The following is a 17,607-nucleotide window of genomic DNA, read 5'->3' as shown; positions in this document are numbered from 1 at the left end:
GGCCGGTTCGACTCAGGGCAAAAGATTGCGTAGACTTGATCCTCGGTGTTGTTCTCTCGATGCTGGTTCATGCCCGCAGCCCGGTTAGGCCGGAGCAGGTATGTAGCGGTAATGTGGGACTCTCCCAAAGGGTAGTGGCGCAATTGGTAGCGCAGCGGTCTCCAAAACCGCAGGTTGCAGGTTCGAGTCCTGTCTGCCCTGCGCATGACGTCGTTTTTTCGCCGTCTAGAGCAGTTCCTTCATGAAGCAGCAGTTCCCAGCGCACGCTGCGGAGCTGTGAACCGACAGATGAGTGAGGCGAAAGGTGACCGAAACAGCTGCCAGCAGCTCTAAGGGACACCCCTCAGGCAAGCCCCGGAAGCGCGGCTTCTTCGCCGGTATCGCCCTCTTCCTCCGCCAGGTCATTGCTGAGCTGAAGAAGGTGGTGACCCCCACCCGCAAGGAGCTGCTGCGGTTCACCATCGTGGTTATGGCCTTCGTGGTGGTCATGATGATCATCGTGTCGTTGCTGGACTTCATCTTCGGCACCGGCGCACTGTGGATCTTCGGTTCGGGCGGCGGCGAAAGCTAGCCACCGGCACCTTTAGCCGTACAGGCGCGAAGGTACGGCGAAGAACCTGAGCTAGTGACAAACCCAAAAGAGCTCTGAAGAAGAAAGCAGGAATCTACGTGTCCGAGCAAGAACTCGAATCACAGATCAATGACGAAACCGCTGATCTGGATACCGAGGATCAGGTAACCGAAGCAGACGCCACGGCGGCTGCCGGTGACGCATCGGCCGAAGACGCGGAACAGGCTCCCACTGAGGAAGCGGAAACCGCGGCTGCTGAAGAGCCCGAAGAAGATCCTGTTGAAGCATTCAAGGCCAAGCTGCGCCGCCAGGAGGGTGACTGGTACGTCATCCACTCCTACGCAGGCTACGAGAACCGCGTAAAGGCCAACCTCGAGACCCGCATCCAGACCCTGGACATGGAAGAGAACATCTTCGAAATCCAGGTTCCGATGGAGGAAGTCGTCGAGATCAAGAACACCACGCGGAAGATCGTGAACCGGGTGCGTATCCCCGGTTACGTCCTGGTCCGCATGGAACTCACCGACGCCTCCTGGGGCGTTGTCCGCCACACTCCGGGTGTCACCGGCTTTGTCGGCAACGCACACAACCCGGTTCCGCTGAGCCTGAACGAAGTCTTCTCCATGCTGGAGCACACGGTGGTTTCGCCCAAGGCTGCCGCAGCCGGCGCCCAGGCGAAGGCCGCGCAGTCCGCCGTAACCGTGGACTTCGAGGTCGGCGAGTCCGTGACCGTGAACGAGGGCCCGTTCGAGACCCTTCCGGCAACGATCTCCGAGATCAAGCCGGAATCGCAGCAGCTTGTGGTCCTGGTGACCATCTTCGAGCGCGAGACTCCGGTGACGCTCTCCTTCGGCCAGGTCACAAAGCTGCAGTAACCAGACTTCGCTGCCGCGGGACCGCTTTATCCCGCCAAGCAGCGTTCGGCCGCCGCGCCACGGCGGCCACCAACCCGGATGGACGCTCCTGTTCTTCGGGAACATAATTTAGAGAAGGACCCTTTCATGGCCCCCAAGAAGAAGGTCACCGGCCTTATCAAGCTGCAGATCAATGCAGGCGCCGCCAACCCGGCTCCTCCGATTGGTCCCGCGCTTGGCCAGCACGGTGTCAACATCATGGAATTCTGCAAGGCGTACAACGCTGCAACGGAATCCCAGCGCGGAAACGTTATCCCGGTTGAAATCACGGTTTACGAAGACCGTTCCTTCACCTTCATCACCAAGACGCCTCCGGCGGCTGAACTGATCAAGAAGGCTGCCGGCGTCGCCAAGGGCTCGGGCACCCCGCACACCGTCAAGGTTGCGAACCTGACCCAGGCACAGGTTGAAGAGATCGCTACCCAGAAGATGGAAGATCTCAACGCCAACGACGTCCAGGCTGCTGCAAAGATCATCGCCGGCACCGCCCGTTCCATGGGCATCACCGTCGAAGGCTAATAACGCCTTTCCGCACGGGTTCGCCCGGGCACAACCAAATTCATCATCGCTGATCCGCCATCAGGGCAGGACAGCACGTGGCAGGGCCGAGCGCGGTCCGACAGACCACAACTGCACAAGGAGAAAAAGCAGATGGCAAAGCGCAGCAAAGCATATGAAGCCGCTGTGGCAAAGATCGACGCGGACAAGCTGTACGCGCCGGTAGATGCCGTAGCACTGGCGAAGGAAACCAACCCGTCCAAGACGGACGCAACCGTTGAGGTTGCCTTCCGCCTGGGCGTTGACCCCCGCAAGGCTGATCAGATGATCCGCGGCACGGTCAACCTTCCCAACGGCACGGGCAAGACCGCCCGCGTCCTCGTTTTCGCGACCGGCGAGAAGGCTGAAGCAGCAATCGCTGCCGGCGCCGACTTCGTTGGCTCCGATGACATGATCGAAAAGGTTGCAGCAGGCTGGACCGACTTCGACGCCGCAGTGGCTACTCCGGACCTCATGGGCAAGGTCGGCCGCCTGGGCCGCGTGCTCGGCCCGCGTAACCTCATGCCGAACCCGAAGACCGGTACGGTGACCCCGAACGTTGCCAAGGCAGTGTCGGACATCAAGGGCGGCAAGATCGACTTCCGCGTCGACAAGCACTCCAACCTGCACTTCATCATCGGCAAGACCTCCTTCGACGCGCAGAAGCTGGCTGAGAACTACGCAGCTGCCCTCGAAGAGGTGCTTCGCCTGAAGCCGTCCGCAGCCAAGGGCCGCTACATCCAGAAGGCCACCGTGACCACCACCTTCGGCCCCGGCATCGCCGTGGACCCGAACGTCACGAAGGTTCTCGCAGACGCATAGTCAGCGCATCACTTCGGGAGGCATCCTCCCCACAACGGCCGCAGCTCATGCTGCGGCCGTTTTGTGTTTCCGCTGCGGATCCTTCTTTGGTTCCGGTGGAGTTCTCCGGGAGGATATAGACCATGACTCCCTTGGCTATTGAACCGCTCGTCCTGCCGCAGAGCACGGAATCGCCGGACGCGGGCGGGTTCCTGGCTGCCGCCGGGCTCTTCAATGCCCATCAGCGCGAGATCTGGGGAAATGACGACTTTTGTGAAACGCCCCAGGCGCAGCTGGCCAGGCTGCAGAGCACACCCACCCGCCGGCGGCAGCTGCTGGTTGCACGGAGCGGTTCCGGGCAGGAAATCCTCGGCGTGGCCCAGCTCAACTTTCCCCTGACCGACAACCTGCACACGGGCACCGTGAACGTGGTGGTGGATGCCCGTTCTCGGCGGAGAGGCATCGGCGCGGCGCTCTGCGCTGCGGCTGGGGAGCTGGCTTCCGCGGACGGCCGGCGGACGCTGATAGCGGAAACCGAGCACCCACTGGATGGAGGGGAAGAGCGAGCCGGCGGCGGTCCGGCGTCGTTCATCCCGCAGGACGCAGCGGCTTCCTTCGCCTCGGCCTGCGGATTCAGCCTGGAACTCGTTGAGCGGATCAGCCGGCTCGACCTGCCGGTGGACGGTCCCGGCGAAGGTTTCCCGGGCAGCGCAGCGGGCGCCGGCTACGAACTCGTCTTCTGGCAGGACGCGTGCCCGGACGCACTGGTGGATGCCTACGCCCAGCTCAGGCAGAAGATGAGCACGGACGCGCCCCTCGGCGGCCTGGACCTGTTGCCGGAAGTCTGGGACGTGCCCAGGGTCCGGGAAGCCGAGGGCAAGGCCCGCGGGATGGGGTATGACGTGCTGGTATGCGCCGTCCGCCATACGGCCTCGGGTGAGCTCGCGGGGCATACCGTGCTGGAAGTTGCGCGGAGCAACCCCGCCGTGGCCTACCAGGACGATACGCTGGTGCTGCATCGCCACCGCGGCAACCGGCTGGGCATGATGATGAAGGCCGGAAACCTCCGGCGGCTGGGGCAGCTCTTCCCCGAAGTTCAGCGGGTTTACACCTGGAACGCCGAGGAGAACCGGTACATGCTCGCCATCAACTTACAGCTCGGGTTCCGGGCCATTGGCTATTCGGGGGAGTGGCAGAAGGAGCTTTCTTTGGGCTAAGCCCCGCCGATTTGTCCCTCCCCGGGATCTCCCGTACTCTTGAACTACCAAAGACCGTCGGTCGATGTGCCTTCAATCCCACTGTAAAAGCTGAACCTTCAGCCTGCGCGGGTGGAAACCGGTTGGGGAAACATCCGAAAGTCCCTCATGAGGGCGGCCTGCGCAGGTGAACGAACTGAACTCCGGAGAAATCCGTTGAGTGAAGCCCCGTGCATCTGCCCGGGGCGTTTTTTATGGGCAGGACCAGATCCACCGGCATTATTTTCCCCGGAAGGAGGGTTATGGCAACGCCAACCAAGGTGTCAGCAGTTGAAGAAATCGCCAACGATTTCAAGGATTCAACCGCCGCTGTCCTAACCGAATACCGCGGGCTCACCGTTGCACAGCTCAAGGAGCTGCGCCGTTCGCTCGGCCAGGACACCAAGTACTCGGTCGTCAAGAACACCCTGACGGGCATTGCAGCCAAGGAAGCCGGCATCGACGCGTTCGATGGCCAGCTCTCCGGCCCCACTGCAATCGCCTTCATCAAGGGTGACGCAGTTGCCGCTGCGAAGAGCCTGACGGATTTTGCAAAGTCCAACCCGCAGCTGATCATCAAGACCGGTGTCTTCGAGGGCAATGCCCTTGACGCGTCCGGTGTTGCTGCCCTGGCTGCGCTCGAGTCCCGCGAGTTCCAGCTTGCACGTGTCGCCGGTGTCCTCAAGGCACCGATGTCCATGCTGGCCCGCTCGGTTGATGCCCTGCGCGTCAAGCTCGAAGAAGAAGGCGGCGCTGCTGCTCCCGCTGCGGAGGAAGCTCCGGCAGCCGCAGAAGAAGCACCGGCCGCCGAAGCAGCCACCGAAGAGTAAGAACTCTTCACCCTCAAACTCCGGCGCCCCAGGGCGCCACTTATAGGAAGGACGCCACATCATGGCGAAGCTCACCAACGAAGAGCTCATTGAAGCTTTCAAGGAACTGTCCATCATCGAGCTCTCCGACTTCGTGAAGCTCTTCGAAGAGACCTTCGACGTCACCGCTGCTGCTGTTGCAGTTGCCGGCCCGGCCGCAGGCGCTGCTGAAGCTGCTGAAGAGAAGAGCGAATTCGACGTTATCCTCGAAGCCGCAGGCGACAAGAAGATCGCAGTGATCAAGGAAGTCCGTGCGCTGACTTCCCTGGGCCTGAAGGAAGCCAAGGACCTGGTTGACAGTGCTCCGAAGGCCATCCTCGAAGGCGCCAACAAGGAAACCGCTGACAAGGCAAAGGAAGCCCTCGAGGCAGCCGGCGCCACGGTTACCCTCAAGTAGCATCAGTTCCGCGGGCCTGCCCGCAGTGCTTTTCAAAAGCCCCCGCCGCCTGGAAACAGGCAGCGGGGGCTTTTGGCATTCACGTGCGGGCGAAACTAGGGGAGCGGTTCAGTGATGTCCAGGACCTCGGCGTCCAGCGCGGCCAGCAGCTCATCGCCGTTCACGAACAGGCTGGCGCCGTGCTCTCCGGCGCCCATGGAAACGCGCCGGCCGCGGATTCCCGGGGCGGCGAAGACGGGCCACGCGGCCGTGCTGCCCAGCGGCGTAATTGTTCCGCGGGTATAGCCGGTGGCCTCGAATGCCTCGTCTGCGGGCGGCAGCACCAGTTTGTTCGCGCCCGCTGCGGCGCGGAGCTTAGGCCACGAAATCTGCTCATCTCCGGGAACCAGCGCGAACAGGTAATCCCCGGCTCTTCGCCGAACCACCAGGGACTTCACGATGTCCGCCGGGCTGATGCCCAGCGCGGCCGCCGCTTCCGGCAGGCTCGCCGCCGCCGGCCGGTCCACGATGGTGACGTCCAGTCCCAGCGCGTCCGCGGCCCGCAGCACCCGCTCGCGCCCGCGGAGTTCCTCCGCCATGACCATTTCTCCTGGTTTCCCTGGTTTCTCTCCTAGTTGCGGTACAGGAGCAGCGCCTCGCCCTGCCCGCCGCCGCCGCAGAGACCGACGGCGGCGCGGCCGGAGCCCCGCCGGTTCAGTTCATGGGCGGCATGAAGGGCAAGTCTTGCGCCCGAAGCGCCGATCGGATGGCCCAGCGCGATCGCCCCGCCGTGGATGTTGCAGTCGGCCAGGTCTATACCGAGCTCCTGCAGGGACTGTACGGCGACGGAACCGAAGGCTTCATTGATCTCGACGAAGTCCAGGTCTGCTGCGGTCCAGCCGGCGCGCTTGAGCGCCTGGGCGATGGCATTGGAAGGCTGGGAATGCAGGCTGTTGTCCGGTCCTGCCACCTGGCCCGGCATGCCCACGAAGGCCAGGATCTCCAGGCCCTGCTCCTCGGCGAAGGCACGGGAGGCAAGGACAACAGCGGCCGCTCCGTCGGAAAGCGGTGAAGAGTTGCCCGCGGTGATCGTCCCGTCGGCCGCGAAGGCCGGCCGCAGTCCCGCCAGGGTTTCCACGGTCGTGGAGGGCCGTACTCCTTCATCAGCGGTGAGCACCACCGGGTCGCCCTTGCGCTGCGGAACGGACACGGGGGTAATTTCGACGTCGAAGATGCCTGCCTCGGCAGCAGCAGCCGCCCGCTGGTGCGAAGCAGCGGCAACTTCGTCCTGGGCGGTCCGGCCGATCCCGAGGGCAGTGTTACCGCGTTCCGTGGAAACGCCCATCGACTCATTGTCGAAGGCATCGGTCAGTCCGTCGTGTGCCACGGAATCCACCACGGACATGTTGCCGTAGTTCCAGCCCTGGCGGGAACCCGGCAGCACGTGCGGGCCGCGGGTCATGGACTCCTGGCCGCCCGCAACAACCACGGTCGCTTCCCCGGAGCGGATGAGGCGTGCCGCGTCCGTAATCGCAGCGAGGCCGGAGAGGCAGACCTTGTTGATGGTCACCGTGGGCACATCCCAGCCGAGCCCTGCCTTGATGGCAGACTGGCGGGCGGGGTTCTGCCCGCAGCCGGCCTGTACAACGTGCCCCATGATCAGGGCGTCCACCTGGGACGGGGCAACACCGGCACGCTCCAGGGCGGCGGAGATGGCGAAAGCTCCGAGTTCGACGGCGGTAAAGGCCGCCAGCTGGCCGTTCAGGCGTCCCTGCGGCGTACGCGCGCCGCCGACGATCACCACCTCCGGAGCGCCGTCGGTACTGGATCCTGCAAATGCCGATGTGCTCATGCGGACTGTCCACTTTCAGTTGGAGGAAGTACAGATTCTGCCCTTAGGCTACCTCCCTTGCCGTGGCGTGGGACACACCCGGCGCAGCGGCGCCGGAGAACCAGGATGGGGGAACAGGGGCACAGTGCTTTGTGCAGGGAATGGGAAGCGTGTGGATGAAAGCACGCACAGCCGGCGGACTTGGGGTACGCTTGTGTGTAGCCAGCCGCATATCGGTACGCTGGCACCGCGCCCGTAGCTCCCCGCAAGGACGCAGCAGACGACGAACCAGAGGTTCGAAGCTGCTGGAACCAGGGTTGAGCTGGCAGGGGTTTCGATTACCGGGTAGACTTCTGTGTCCCCAATGCCCTATAGTGGATATTTGCTTCCCTCTCTTAACCTTCAGCCTTCATATAGCGGTGGGCTGTGTCACGGGCCAGGCGGCATCGATAGGCGTTCCCACAAGAACTGTTCGATGCCCGGTGCCCCGGGAGGACGCACGCGGACCAGGTCCGTCAGTGCAGAGGGGGAGCGCGAAACACGCCTGAAGGTCTGTGGAAGGATCCCTCTTGGTCGCCTCGAGCACCTCTAATAACGCAACCGCTACCACTCCGGAGAACGCAGCTTCCCGGATTTCATTCGCAAAGATTCACGAACCGCTGGATGTTCCCAATCTTCTTGCACTGCAGACGGACAGCTTTGACTGGCTTGTCGGCAACGAACGCTGGAAGGAACGCCTGAGGAAGGCGCAGGAAGAAGGCGACGCCGGCTTCGCTACCACCTCCGGCCTCGCGGACATCTTCGAAGAAATCTCCCCGATCGAAGACTTCCAGGGCACCATGTCCCTGAGCTTCTCGGAACCTGAATTCGCGGACCCGAAGTACACCATGGCCGAGTGCAAGGACCGGGACGCTACGTACTCGGCACCGCTGTACGTTAAGGCCGAGTTCATGAACAACAACACGGGCGAAATCAAGCAGCAGACCGTGTTCATGGGTGACTTCCCGCTGATGACGGACAAGGGCACCTTCGTGATCAACGGCACCGAGCGTGTCGTTGTTTCCCAGCTGGTCCGTTCCCCGGGCGCCTACTTCGAGCGCACCGCTGACAAGACCAGTGACAAAGACATCTACACCGCGAAGATCATTCCTTCCCGCGGTGCCTGGTTCGAGCTGGAAATCGACAAGCGCGACCAGGTGGGTGTCCGCCTGGACCGCAAGCGCAAGCAGTCCGTCACCATCCTGCTGAAGGCCCTGGGCTGGACCGAAGGCCAGATCCTCGAGACCTTTGGCGAGTACGACTCCATCCGCGCCACCCTGGAGAAGGACCCCACGGAGACGCAGGAAGATGCCCTGCTGGACATCTACCGCAAGCTGCGTCCGGGAGAGCCGCCCACGGTCGAAGCCGCAAAGACGCTGCTGGAGAACCTGTACTTCAACCCGAAGCGCTACGACCTTGCCAAGGTTGGCCGTTACAAGATCAACCGCAAGCTGGGCGTCGAGAAGCCCATTGGCGATTCTGATGCCTCGGTCCTGAACATCGACGACATCGTCGCGATGATCAAGTTCCTCGTGGCGCTGCACGCCGGCGAGAAGACCATTCCCGGCAAGCGCAACGGTGAAGACGTCGACATCCGCGTTGAGGTCGACGACATCGACCACTTCGGCAACCGCCGCATCCGCGCCGTCGGCGAACTGATTGAAAACCAGATCCGCACCGGCCTTTCCCGTATGGAGCGCGTTGTCCGTGAACGGATGACCACCCAGGACGTCGAGGCAATCACGCCGCAGACCCTGATCAACATCCGTCCGGTTGTCGCTGCGATCAAGGAGTTCTTCGGAACCTCCCAGCTCTCGCAGTTCATGGACCAGAACAACCCGCTGGCCGGTCTGACGCACAAGCGCCGCCTGTCCGCGCTGGGCCCGGGCGGTCTGTCCCGTGACCGTGCAGGCATGGAAGTCCGTGACGTCCACCCCTCGCACTACGGACGTATGTGCCCCATCGAAACCCCTGAAGGCCCGAACATCGGCCTGATCGGTTCGCTGGCGTCCTACGCCCGGATCAACGCCTTCGGCTTCATCGAGACCCCGTACCGCAAGGTTGTTGACGGCGTCGTGACCGACCAGGTTGATTACCTGACGGCTGATGACGAAGTCGAGCGCACGATCGCACAGGCCAACGCCCCGCTGCGTGCCGACAACCACTTCGAAGAGGACCTGGTCCTCGTCCGTGCCCGCGGCGGATCCGGCGAGCCCGTGCTCGTGGAGCCCACCGAGGTGGAGTACATGGACGTTTCCCCGCGCCAGATGGTGTCGGTCGCAACGGCCCTGATTCCGTTCCTCGAGCATGACGATGCCAACCGTGCCCTCATGGGTGCGAACATGCAGCGGCAGGCCGTGCCCCTGCTCCGTTCCGAGCGTCCCGTGGTGGGCACCGGTATGGAGAAGTACGCAGCCATCGACGCCGGTGACTCCGTCACCGCCGCCAAGGCCGGCGTCGTCACCGAGGTTTCCGCTGACCTTGTCACCGTCATGAACGACGACGGCACCGAGACCAGCTACCCGATCATGAAGTTCGCGCGCTCGAACCAGGGCAACGCGTACAACCAGCGCGTGACCGTCTCTGAGGGCACCCGGGTAGAGGTCAACGACGTTATCGCCGACGGCCCCTCCACCGACCAGGGCGAACTGGCGCTGGGCAAGAACCTGCTCGTCGCTTTCATGTCCTGGGAAGGCCACAACTACGAAGATGCGATCATCCTCTCGCAGCGCATGGTCTCCGACGATGTCCTGACCTCGATCCACATCGAGGAGCACGAAGTTGATGCCCGCGACACCAAGCTCGGTGCCGAGGAAATCACCCGGGACATCCCGAACGTGTCCGAGGAAGTTCTGGCCCAGCTCGACGAGCGCGGCATCATCCACATCGGTGCCGAGGTTGAAGCAGGAGACATCCTGGTTGGCCGCGTGACCCCGAAGGGTGAAACCGAGCTGACCCCCGAAGAGCGCCTGCTGCGCGCCATCTTCGGCGAGAAGAGCCGCGAAGTCCGCGACACCTCCCTGAAGGTTCCCCACGGCGAGTCCGGAACCGTCATCGGCGTGCGAATCTTCGACCGTGACAACGACGACGAGCTGCCCCCGGGCGTCAATCAGCTGGTGCGCGTCTACGTTGCCCACAAGCGCAAGATCACGGACGGCGATAAGCTGGCCGGCCGCCACGGCAACAAGGGCGTCATCTCCAAGATCCTCCCGATCGAAGACATGCCGTTCCTGGAAGACGGAACCCCCGTCGACATCGTCCTGAACCCGCTGGGTGTCCCGGGCCGAATGAACGTCGGACAGGTCCTGGAAATCCACCTGGGCTGGGCTGCCAAGCAGGGCTGGAAGATCGAGGGCGAGCCGGACTGGGTCAAGGACCTGCCCGAACTGCCGCGTGAGACCGGTCCCACGACTGTTGCCACCCCGGTGTTCGACGGTGCCAGTGAGGATGAAATCACCAACCTGCTGGACTCCACGAACGTCACCCGCGACGGCGACCGCCTGATCGGTGCTTCCGGAAAGGCCCGTCTGTTCGACGGCCGCTCCGGCCAGCCGTTCCCGGATCCGATTTCCGTTGGCTACATGTACATCCTGAAGCTGCACCACCTTGTCGACGACAAGATCCACGCACGCTCCACGGGTCCGTACTCCATGATCACGCAGCAGCCGCTGGGTGGTAAGGCACAGTTCGGCGGCCAGCGCTTCGGTGAAATGGAAGTCTGGGCCCTGGAAGCCTACGGTGCCGCTTACACCCTGCAGGAACTGCTCACCATCAAGTCCGATGACATCCACGGCCGCGTCAAGGTCTACGAAGCCATCGTCAAGGGTGAGAACATCCCGGAGCCCGGCGTTCCGGAATCGTTCAAGGTGCTCATCAAGGAAATGCAGTCGCTCTGCCTGAACGTGGAAGTCCTTTCCACCGAGGGCAACACGATTGAAATGCGTGACTCGGATGAAGAAGTCTTCCGGGCCGCGGAAGAGCTGGGTATTGATCTGTCCCGCGCAGAGCCGAGCTCAGTAGAAGAGGTTTAGCCGTAACTGGCCCGGCTGGGGCCGGGCGGCCCGGAACGGCGGCAACGAAATTCCTTGCTCGCAGAGCTCGCAGGAATATTAAAGCCGTCCAACCCGGACCGTCCGGCCCTGGCTGGGGACCAGTTCAGCTTTCGCTTCTTCCCGTACCCGAGACATTCAGATTTAGAGAACAAGAGAGAACAGGGACCCATGTCCAACGATTCCACGTTCGGCCTCATGCGAATCGGCCTTGCCACTGCGGACGAAATCCGCAACTGGTCTTACGGCGAGGTCAAAAAGCCGGAAACCATCAACTACCGAACCCTGAAGCCGGAGAAGGACGGTCTTTTCTGCGAAAAGATTTTCGGTCCGTCCCGCGACTGGGAATGCTACTGCGGCAAGTACAAGCGCGTCCGCTTCAAGGGCATCATTTGTGAGCGCTGCGGTGTCGAAGTAACCCGTGCCAAGGTCCGCCGCGAGCGGATGGGCCACATTGAGCTCGCCGCTCCGGTTACCCACATCTGGTACTTCAAGGGTGTTCCCTCCCGTCTGGGCTACCTGCTTGACCTGGCGCCGAAGGACCTTGAAAAGGTCATCTACTTCGCTGCGTACATGATCACTGCCGTTGACGAAGATAACCGCCACGCCGAACTGCCGAACCTGCAGGCCGAGCACGACCTGGAGCGCAAGCACCTCGTCGACCAGCGCGACTCCGACATCGCCGCCATTGCCAAGGACCTCGAAGGCGAGCTTGCCCGCCTCGAAGGTGAAGGCGCCAAGGCTGCCGATAAGAAGAAGGCCCGCGACTCCGCCGACCGCCAGATGGCCAAGGTCCGCCGCGACGCCGACAACAACATCGAACGCCTCGAGCAGGTCTGGGAGCGCTTCAAGAACCTCAAGGTCGGCGACCTCGAGGGCGACGAAGGCCTGTACCGCGAACTGCGCGACCGTTACGGCCTGTACTTCGAAGGCTCCATGGGTGCGGAAGCAATCAAGAAGCGCCTTGAAGACTTCGACATGCAGCAGGAGTCTGAGAACCTGCGCGAGATCATCCAGAACGGCAAGGGCCAGCGCAAGACGCGTGCCCTGAAGCGCCTGAAGGTTGTCAACGCGTTCCTGACCACCACGAACAGCCCCATGGGCATGGTCCTCGACGCTGTCCCGGTGATCCCGCCGGAACTGCGCCCGATGGTCCAGCTCGACGGCGGCCGTTTCGCGACGTCGGACCTCAACGACCTGTACCGCCGCGTGATCAACCGCAACAACCGCCTGAAGCGCCTGCTGGATCTCGGTGCCCCCGAGATCATCGTGAACAACGAAAAGCGCATGCTCCAGGAAGCTGTTGACTCCCTGTTCGACAACGGCCGCCGTGGCCGTCCGGTCACCGGACCGGGCAACCGCCCGCTGAAGTCGCTCTCGGACATGCTCAAGGGCAAGCAGGGCCGGTTCCGCCAGAACCTGCTCGGCAAGCGCGTTGACTACTCCGGCCGTTCCGTGATCGTGGTTGGCCCGCAGCTGAAGCTGCACCAGTGCGGCCTGCCCAAGCAGATGGCTCTGGAGCTCTTCAAGCCGTTCGTGATGAAGCGCCTGGTTGACCTCAACCACGCACAGAACATCAAGAGCGCCAAGCGCATGGTCGAGCGTTTCCGCCCGCAGGTCTGGGACGTGCTGGAAGAGATCATCACCGAACACCCGGTGCTGCTCAACCGTGCACCCACCCTGCACCGCCTCGGCATCCAGGCCTTCGAGCCGCAGCTGGTTGAGGGCAAGGCCCTCCAGCTGCACCCGCTGGTCTGCGGCGCCTTCAACGCTGACTTCGACGGCGACCAGATGGCAGTGCACCTGCCGCTGAGCCCCGAAGCCCAGGCCGAAGCACGCATCCTGATGCTGTCCTCGAACAACATCCTGAAGCCGTCCGACGGCCGTCCGGTGACCCTGCCTTCGCAGGATATGATCATCGGCCTGCACCACCTGACCACCAAGCGTCAGGGCGCAGCCGGTGAAGGCCGTGTGTTCGCTTCGCTGGCCGAGGCCATCATGGCCCACGACCTTGGCGAGCTGCACCTGAACGCTCCGGTCAGGATCCGCGTTGACGGCTTCGTCCCGAGCGACGGTCAGCCGGCTCCGGAAGGCTGGGAAGAAGGCACTCCTGCCCTCATCCCGACGTCGCTGGGCCAGGTTCTGTTCAACCAGACCCTGCCTGAGGACTACCCCTGGGTCGAGGCGGTTGCCGACAAGGGCCAGCTCTCCCAGATCGTCAACGATCTGGCCGAGCGGTACCCGAAGGTCGTCACGGCGGCCACGCTGGACAACCTGAAGGACTCCGGTTTCTACTGGGCCACCCGCTCAGGCGTCACCGTTGCCATCTCGGACATCGCTGCTCCGATCGACAAGCCCGCCATCATGGAGGTTTACGAAGCACGCGCAGCCAAGGTCGAAAGCCAGTACGGCAAGGGCCTGATCGCTGAAGACGAGCGCCGCCAGGAGCTCATCGACATCTGGAACCAGGCAACCAACGAGGTTGCCAAGGCTATGCGTGACAACATGCCGATCGAGAACAACATCAACCGCATGGTGTCCTCCGGTGCACGAGGCAACTGGCTGCAGGTCCGGCAGATCGCCGGTATCCGCGGTCTGGTGGCCAACCCGAAGGGCGAGATCATCCCGCGTCCGATCAAGTCTTCCTACCGTGAAGGCCTGTCGGTCCTGGAATACTTCATCGCCACCCACGGTGCCCGTAAGGGTCTGGCCGATACCGCCCTGCGTACCGCCAACTCGGGTTACCTGACCCGTCGTCTGGTGGACGTCTCGCAGGACGTCATTGTCCGCGAAGAGGACTGCGGTACCGAGCGCGGCCTGAACGTCACCATTGCTGTTCCGGATCACAACGGTGAACTGGTGCTGCACGAAGAGGTCGAGAACTCGGCGTACGCCCGTACGCTGGCCACCGACGTCACCGATGCAGAAGGCAACGTCCTGGCCAAGGGCGGCGACGACGTCGGCGACGTGCTGATCGCGAAGCTCTTCGCTGCCGGCGTCACCGACATCAAGGTCCGCTCCGTGCTGACCTGTGAGTCGGCCGTTGGAACCTGTGCACTGTGCTACGGCCGGTCTCTGGCCACGGGTAAGACCGTGGACATCGGAGAGGCCGTGGGCATCATTGCCGCACAGTCCATCGGTGAGCCCGGTACCCAGCTGACCATGCGTACCTTCCACACCGGTGGTGTTGCATCGGCGGAAGATATCACCCAGGGTCTGCCCCGTATCCAGGAGCTCTTCGAAGCACGTACCCCCAAGGGCGTTGCTCCGATCTCCGAGACGGCCGGCCGGGTCACCATCGAAGAGGCCGACCGCCAGATGCGTCTGGTTGTCACTCCCGATGACGGCACCGAGGAAATCGCCTACCCGGTCCTGCGCCGTGCCCGCCTCCTGGTTGCCGACGGCGACCACGTCGAGGTTGGCCAGCAGCTGGTTGCAGGTGCAGTGGATCCCAAGCAGATCCTCCGCATCCTCGGCCCGCGCAAGGCACAGGAGTTCCTGGTGGACGAAGTCCAGCGCGTGTACCGCAGCCAGGGTGTAGGCATCCACGACAAGCACGTGGAAGTCATCGTCCGCCAGATGCTGCGCCGCGTGACCGTGATCGAATCCGGCGATTCCGACCTGCTCCCGGGTGAGCTGGCAGAACGCCGCCGGTTCGAGAGCGAGAACCGCCGCGTGGTCTCCGAAGGACGCCGTCCGGCCGCTGGCCGTCCGGAACTGATGGGCATCACCAAGGCATCCCTGGCGACCGAGTCCTGGCTGTCCGCTGCTTCCTTCCAGGAAACCACCCGCGTCCTGACGCAGGCGGCCATGGAAGGCAAGAGCGACCCGTTGCTCGGCCTCAAGGAGAACGTCATCATCGGTAAGCTGATCCCGGCCGGAACGGGCCTGCCCCGTTACACCGAGGTCACTGTCGAGCCGACCGAAGAAGCAAAGGCCAACCTCTTCACCGGCCCGAGCGCCTTCAGCGACTTCGACTACGCCGGAGTTGACGGCGGCCTGAGCCCCGAGTTCCACGCCATCCCGCTGGATGACTACGACATGGGCAGCGAATTCCGCTAAAGCCGGAACGCAGCGCATAAACCGCTAAGGAAGGACCCCGCCGAAAGGCGGGGTCCTTCCCCGTTTAACCGGACGAGCCGTCTTCGTGTGCCAAAGTACTGGTATGGCCAATTCCCCCTCCGGTGATTCGATGGCGGAGCGAATCGTGCGGGTCATCTCGGCGTTCGACTCCGAGAACCCGTCCATGCCCGTTGCCACCCTCGCCCGGCGGGCGGGGCTCCCGCTCTCCACCGCGCATCGGCTGGCCGCGGAACTCGCGTCCCTCAAAGTCCTGCAGAAGTCGGGAACGGGTGAGCTGCGTCTGGGCATGCGTCTCTGGGAGTTGGCCAGCCGGAGTTCATCGGCGCTGGACCTGCGCCAGGTGGCGATGCCCTTTATGGAAGACATCCAGGCTGTCATCCGCCAGCACACCCAGCTTTCCGTCCTGCAGGACGATGAGGTGCTCTTTATTGAACGGCTCTCCAGCAGGGGGTCGGTGGCGAACTTTGCCAGGGTGGCGGGTCGGCTGCCGCTGCATATCTCGTCCTCCGGGATGGTCATGATGGCCCATGCGCCCCGGCACGTGCAGGAGGAATTCCTCGCCCGGCACCGCGATGATCCTGCGCCGTTCCCCGCCGCGGATGAACTGCGCAGGCAGTGGGCCGGGATCCGCAGGGAAGGATGCGCGACGCTTCCCGGCGTCGTCGACCCCGAGACCACCGGCATTGCCGTCCCCATCTTCGGGCCGCAGGGCCCGGCTGTAGCTGCGCTTGGCGTGGTTGTTCCGCGGGGCAGCGAGAACACCTCTGCCACGGTGCCGGCGCTCATGACAGCCGCGCGGGGTATTTCCCGCGGACTGGGCACACACTCGGCCGAAGCCGGCCCCCGCCACGGCAGCGGGGCAGCAGCCGGGGACTGACCTCGCTCACCGAGATGGCAGAAAAGGCTCTTATGGGCGCTCACACGGGCACTTTCTGCCATCTCGATGGGGAAGATTCTCATTGAATGGGAAAGCAGTCGCGCCGAGGCTGTGCCGGTACTCACACTGGACTCTAGGGCGTTCCCGCCCGCGTACGTCCAGCCTGTCCCCAAAGGAGTACTGCATTGACTGCAGCGCGCACCGTCCTCAAGACCAAAGTAGGCATTGTTGGAGGTGGTCCGGCCGGGCTCATGCTCTCCCATATGCTCGCCAAGTCGGGCATCGAGAACATCGTCGTGGAAAAGCGCGACCATGAAACCATCCGCACGACGCACCGCGCCGGCATCCTGGAGCACGGCAGTGTCCGCATGCTGACCGAAGGCGGAGTCAGCGACCGGGTCCTGGTTGACGGTTACAAGCATGACGGGATCGACCTGCGCTTCGGCGGGGAAAGCCACCGCATCGATTTTGAGGACCTGGTGGGGGAGTCTGTGTGGCTCTATCCGCAGAATGAAGTCTTCGTCGACCTTGCCGCCGCCCGGGAGCGCGACGGCGGCGACGTCCGCTACGCCGTGTCCAACACCGAGGTGCTGGACCAGACAACGTCCGTGCCCAAGATCCGCTTCACGGACCAGGAGGGTGCAGACTTCGAAATCCACTGCGACATCCTGGTCGGTGCCGACGGCTCACAGGGTATCTGCAAGCGTTCCATCCCCAAGGAGCTGCGGACGGATAACTTCATTGAGTACCCGTTCGCCTGGTTCGGCATCCTCACCGAAGCGCCGCCGAGTGCCCCGGAGCTGATCTATGCCAACTCCGACCATGGATTTGCACTGATCAGCCAGCGCAACGACAACGTCCAGCGCATGTACTTCCAGTCCGACCCCAATGAGGATCCCGAAGCCTGGAGCGAGGAGCAGATCTGGAATGAGCTGCAGCGGCGTGTTGACGGCCCGGACGGCTTCGAACTCAAGCGCGGTCCGATTTTCGAGAAGACGGTCCTGAAGTTCCGGAGCTACGTCTGCGAGCCGCTGCGCTACGGGAACATGTTCCTTGCCGGCGACGCCGGGCATACTGTTCCGCCAACCGGCGCCAAGGGCCTGAACCTGGCCCTGGCAGACGTTGCAGTGCTCTTCGAGGCCATCGACTCGTACTACGCCACGAAGAACTCCGGGCTTTTGGACGGTTACAGCGAAAAGGCCCTGAAGCGGGTGTGGCGCGCGCAGAACTTCTCCTATTGGATGACGTCCATGCTGCACACGCGTCCGGACGCCACGCCGTTCGAACGCAAGCGTGCACTGGGAGAGCTGAATGGTGTTGTCTCCTCCCGCCACGGACAGGCCTACCTTGCCGAGGCCTACACCGGCTGGCCCGGCCAGTAGCAGCAGTCCACAAGACCGCACAACAGCAGATGTTCACTAGGTG

13 protein-coding genes and 1 tRNA gene are annotated in these 17,607 nt (G+C 63.3%); 12 read left to right on the top strand and 2 right to left on the bottom strand.

Annotated elements, in window-relative coordinates; genetic code table 11:
• Positions 1–128: 128 nt before the first annotated feature.
• The 8 genes from NF551_RS12935 (at position 129) to rplL (ending at position 5,324) form a co-directional block, all read left to right on the top strand.
• A tRNA-Trp gene (locus tag NF551_RS12935) sits at positions 129–201 on the top strand.
• Positions 202–304: 103 nt separating this feature from the next.
• Complete coding sequence (gene secE, locus NF551_RS12930; protein WP_227894251.1) at positions 305–571, top strand: preprotein translocase subunit SecE; 267 nt, start codon at positions 305–307, stop codon at positions 569–571.
• Positions 572–669: 98 nt separating this feature from the next.
• Positions 670–1,446: a transcription termination/antitermination protein NusG gene (nusG, locus tag NF551_RS12925; protein ID WP_227894252.1), complete on the top strand. Its 777-nt coding sequence runs from the start codon at positions 670–672 to the stop codon at positions 1,444–1,446.
• 126 nt (positions 1,447–1,572) lie between these two features.
• Positions 1,573–2,004 (top strand): 50S ribosomal protein L11, encoded by a 432-nt coding sequence (gene rplK / locus NF551_RS12920; RefSeq protein WP_227894253.1) that lies wholly within the window; start codon positions 1,573–1,575, stop codon positions 2,002–2,004.
• Between the two features lie 132 nt (positions 2,005–2,136).
• Positions 2,137–2,844, top strand: coding sequence for a 50S ribosomal protein L1 (rplA, locus tag NF551_RS12915; RefSeq protein ID WP_152226438.1), 708 nt, complete (start codon positions 2,137–2,139; stop codon positions 2,842–2,844).
• 122 nt (positions 2,845–2,966) lie between these two features.
• On the top strand, positions 2,967–4,040 hold the full coding sequence (locus NF551_RS12910; RefSeq protein ID WP_227894254.1) for a GNAT family N-acetyltransferase: 1,074 nt from the start codon (positions 2,967–2,969) through the stop codon (positions 4,038–4,040).
• 281 nt (positions 4,041–4,321) lie between these two features.
• A complete protein-coding gene (rplJ, locus tag NF551_RS12905) occupies positions 4,322–4,888 on the top strand; it encodes a 50S ribosomal protein L10 (protein ID WP_227894255.1) in 567 nt (188 codons plus the stop codon).
• Positions 4,889–4,949: 61 nt separating this feature from the next.
• Positions 4,950–5,324 carry a 50S ribosomal protein L7/L12 gene (rplL, locus tag NF551_RS12900; protein WP_227894256.1) on the top strand — a complete coding sequence of 125 codons (375 nt, stop codon included), beginning with the start codon at positions 4,950–4,952 and terminating at the stop codon, positions 5,322–5,324.
• Positions 5,325–5,419: 95 nt separating this feature from the next.
• Here rplL and NF551_RS12895 read toward each other — a convergent pair whose 3' ends face one another.
• A complete protein-coding gene (locus tag NF551_RS12895; RefSeq protein WP_227894257.1) occupies positions 5,420–5,902 on the bottom strand; it encodes an aminoacyl-tRNA deacylase in 483 nt (160 codons plus the stop codon).
• A 32-nt stretch (positions 5,903–5,934) separates the two neighbouring features.
• On the bottom strand, positions 5,935–7,155 hold the full coding sequence (locus tag NF551_RS12890) for an acetyl-CoA C-acetyltransferase (protein ID WP_227894258.1): 1,221 nt from the start codon (positions 7,153–7,155) through the stop codon (positions 5,935–5,937).
• A 548-nt stretch (positions 7,156–7,703) separates the two neighbouring features.
• Between NF551_RS12890 and rpoB the strand changes: the two genes are divergently transcribed.
• The 4 genes from rpoB (at position 7,704) to NF551_RS12870 (ending at position 17,564) form a co-directional block, all read left to right on the top strand.
• On the top strand, positions 7,704–11,204 hold the full coding sequence (rpoB, locus tag NF551_RS12885) for a DNA-directed RNA polymerase subunit beta (RefSeq protein WP_227894259.1): 3,501 nt from the start codon (positions 7,704–7,706) through the stop codon (positions 11,202–11,204).
• Positions 11,205–11,393: 189 nt separating this feature from the next.
• Positions 11,394–15,284 carry a DNA-directed RNA polymerase subunit beta' gene (locus tag NF551_RS12880; RefSeq protein ID WP_227894260.1) on the top strand — a complete coding sequence of 1,297 codons (3,891 nt, stop codon included), beginning with the start codon at positions 11,394–11,396 and terminating at the stop codon, positions 15,282–15,284.
• A 103-nt stretch (positions 15,285–15,387) separates the two neighbouring features.
• On the top strand, positions 15,388–16,182 hold the full coding sequence (locus NF551_RS12875; protein WP_227894261.1) for an IclR family transcriptional regulator: 795 nt from the start codon (positions 15,388–15,390) through the stop codon (positions 16,180–16,182).
• A 185-nt stretch (positions 16,183–16,367) separates the two neighbouring features.
• The gene (locus tag NF551_RS12870) at positions 16,368–17,564 is read left to right on the top strand and encodes a 4-hydroxybenzoate 3-monooxygenase (RefSeq protein WP_227894262.1); all 1,197 of its coding nucleotides are present in this window, start codon (positions 16,368–16,370) and stop codon (positions 17,562–17,564) included.
• Positions 17,565–17,607: the final 43 nt, after the last annotated feature.

It is taken from the genome of Arthrobacter caoxuetaonis (assembly GCF_023921125.1).
Classification (GTDB): domain Bacteria; phylum Actinomycetota; class Actinomycetes; order Actinomycetales; family Micrococcaceae; genus Arthrobacter_B; species Arthrobacter_B caoxuetaonis.
The sequence above is the reverse complement of the archived record's forward strand: the minus strand, read 5'-3'. Positions and strand labels throughout refer to the sequence as shown.

What these genes read in the sequence shown, in the direction of transcription:
- rplK (WP_227894253.1), top strand. Translation starts at nt 1,573, where the DNA reads ATGGCCCCCAAGAAGAAGGTCACCGGCCTTATCAAGCTGCAGATCAAT.
- rplA (WP_152226438.1), top strand. Translation starts at nt 2,137, where the DNA reads ATGGCAAAGCGCAGCAAAGCATATGAAGCCGCTGTGGCAAAGATCGAC.
- NF551_RS12910 (WP_227894254.1), top strand. Translation starts at nt 2,967, where the DNA reads ATGACTCCCTTGGCTATTGAACCGCTCGTCCTGCCGCAGAGCACGGAA.
- rplJ (WP_227894255.1), top strand. Translation starts at nt 4,322, where the DNA reads ATGGCAACGCCAACCAAGGTGTCAGCAGTTGAAGAAATCGCCAACGAT.
- rplL (WP_227894256.1), top strand. Translation starts at nt 4,950, where the DNA reads ATGGCGAAGCTCACCAACGAAGAGCTCATTGAAGCTTTCAAGGAACTG.
- NF551_RS12895 (WP_227894257.1), bottom strand. Translation starts at nt 5,902, where the DNA reads ATGGCGGAGGAACTCCGCGGGCGCGAGCGGGTGCTGCGGGCCGCGGAC.
- NF551_RS12890 (WP_227894258.1), bottom strand. Translation starts at nt 7,155, where the DNA reads ATGAGCACATCGGCATTTGCAGGATCCAGTACCGACGGCGCTCCGGAG.
- NF551_RS12880 (WP_227894260.1), top strand. Translation starts at nt 11,394, where the DNA reads ATGTCCAACGATTCCACGTTCGGCCTCATGCGAATCGGCCTTGCCACT.
- NF551_RS12875 (WP_227894261.1), top strand. Translation starts at nt 15,388, where the DNA reads ATGGCCAATTCCCCCTCCGGTGATTCGATGGCGGAGCGAATCGTGCGG.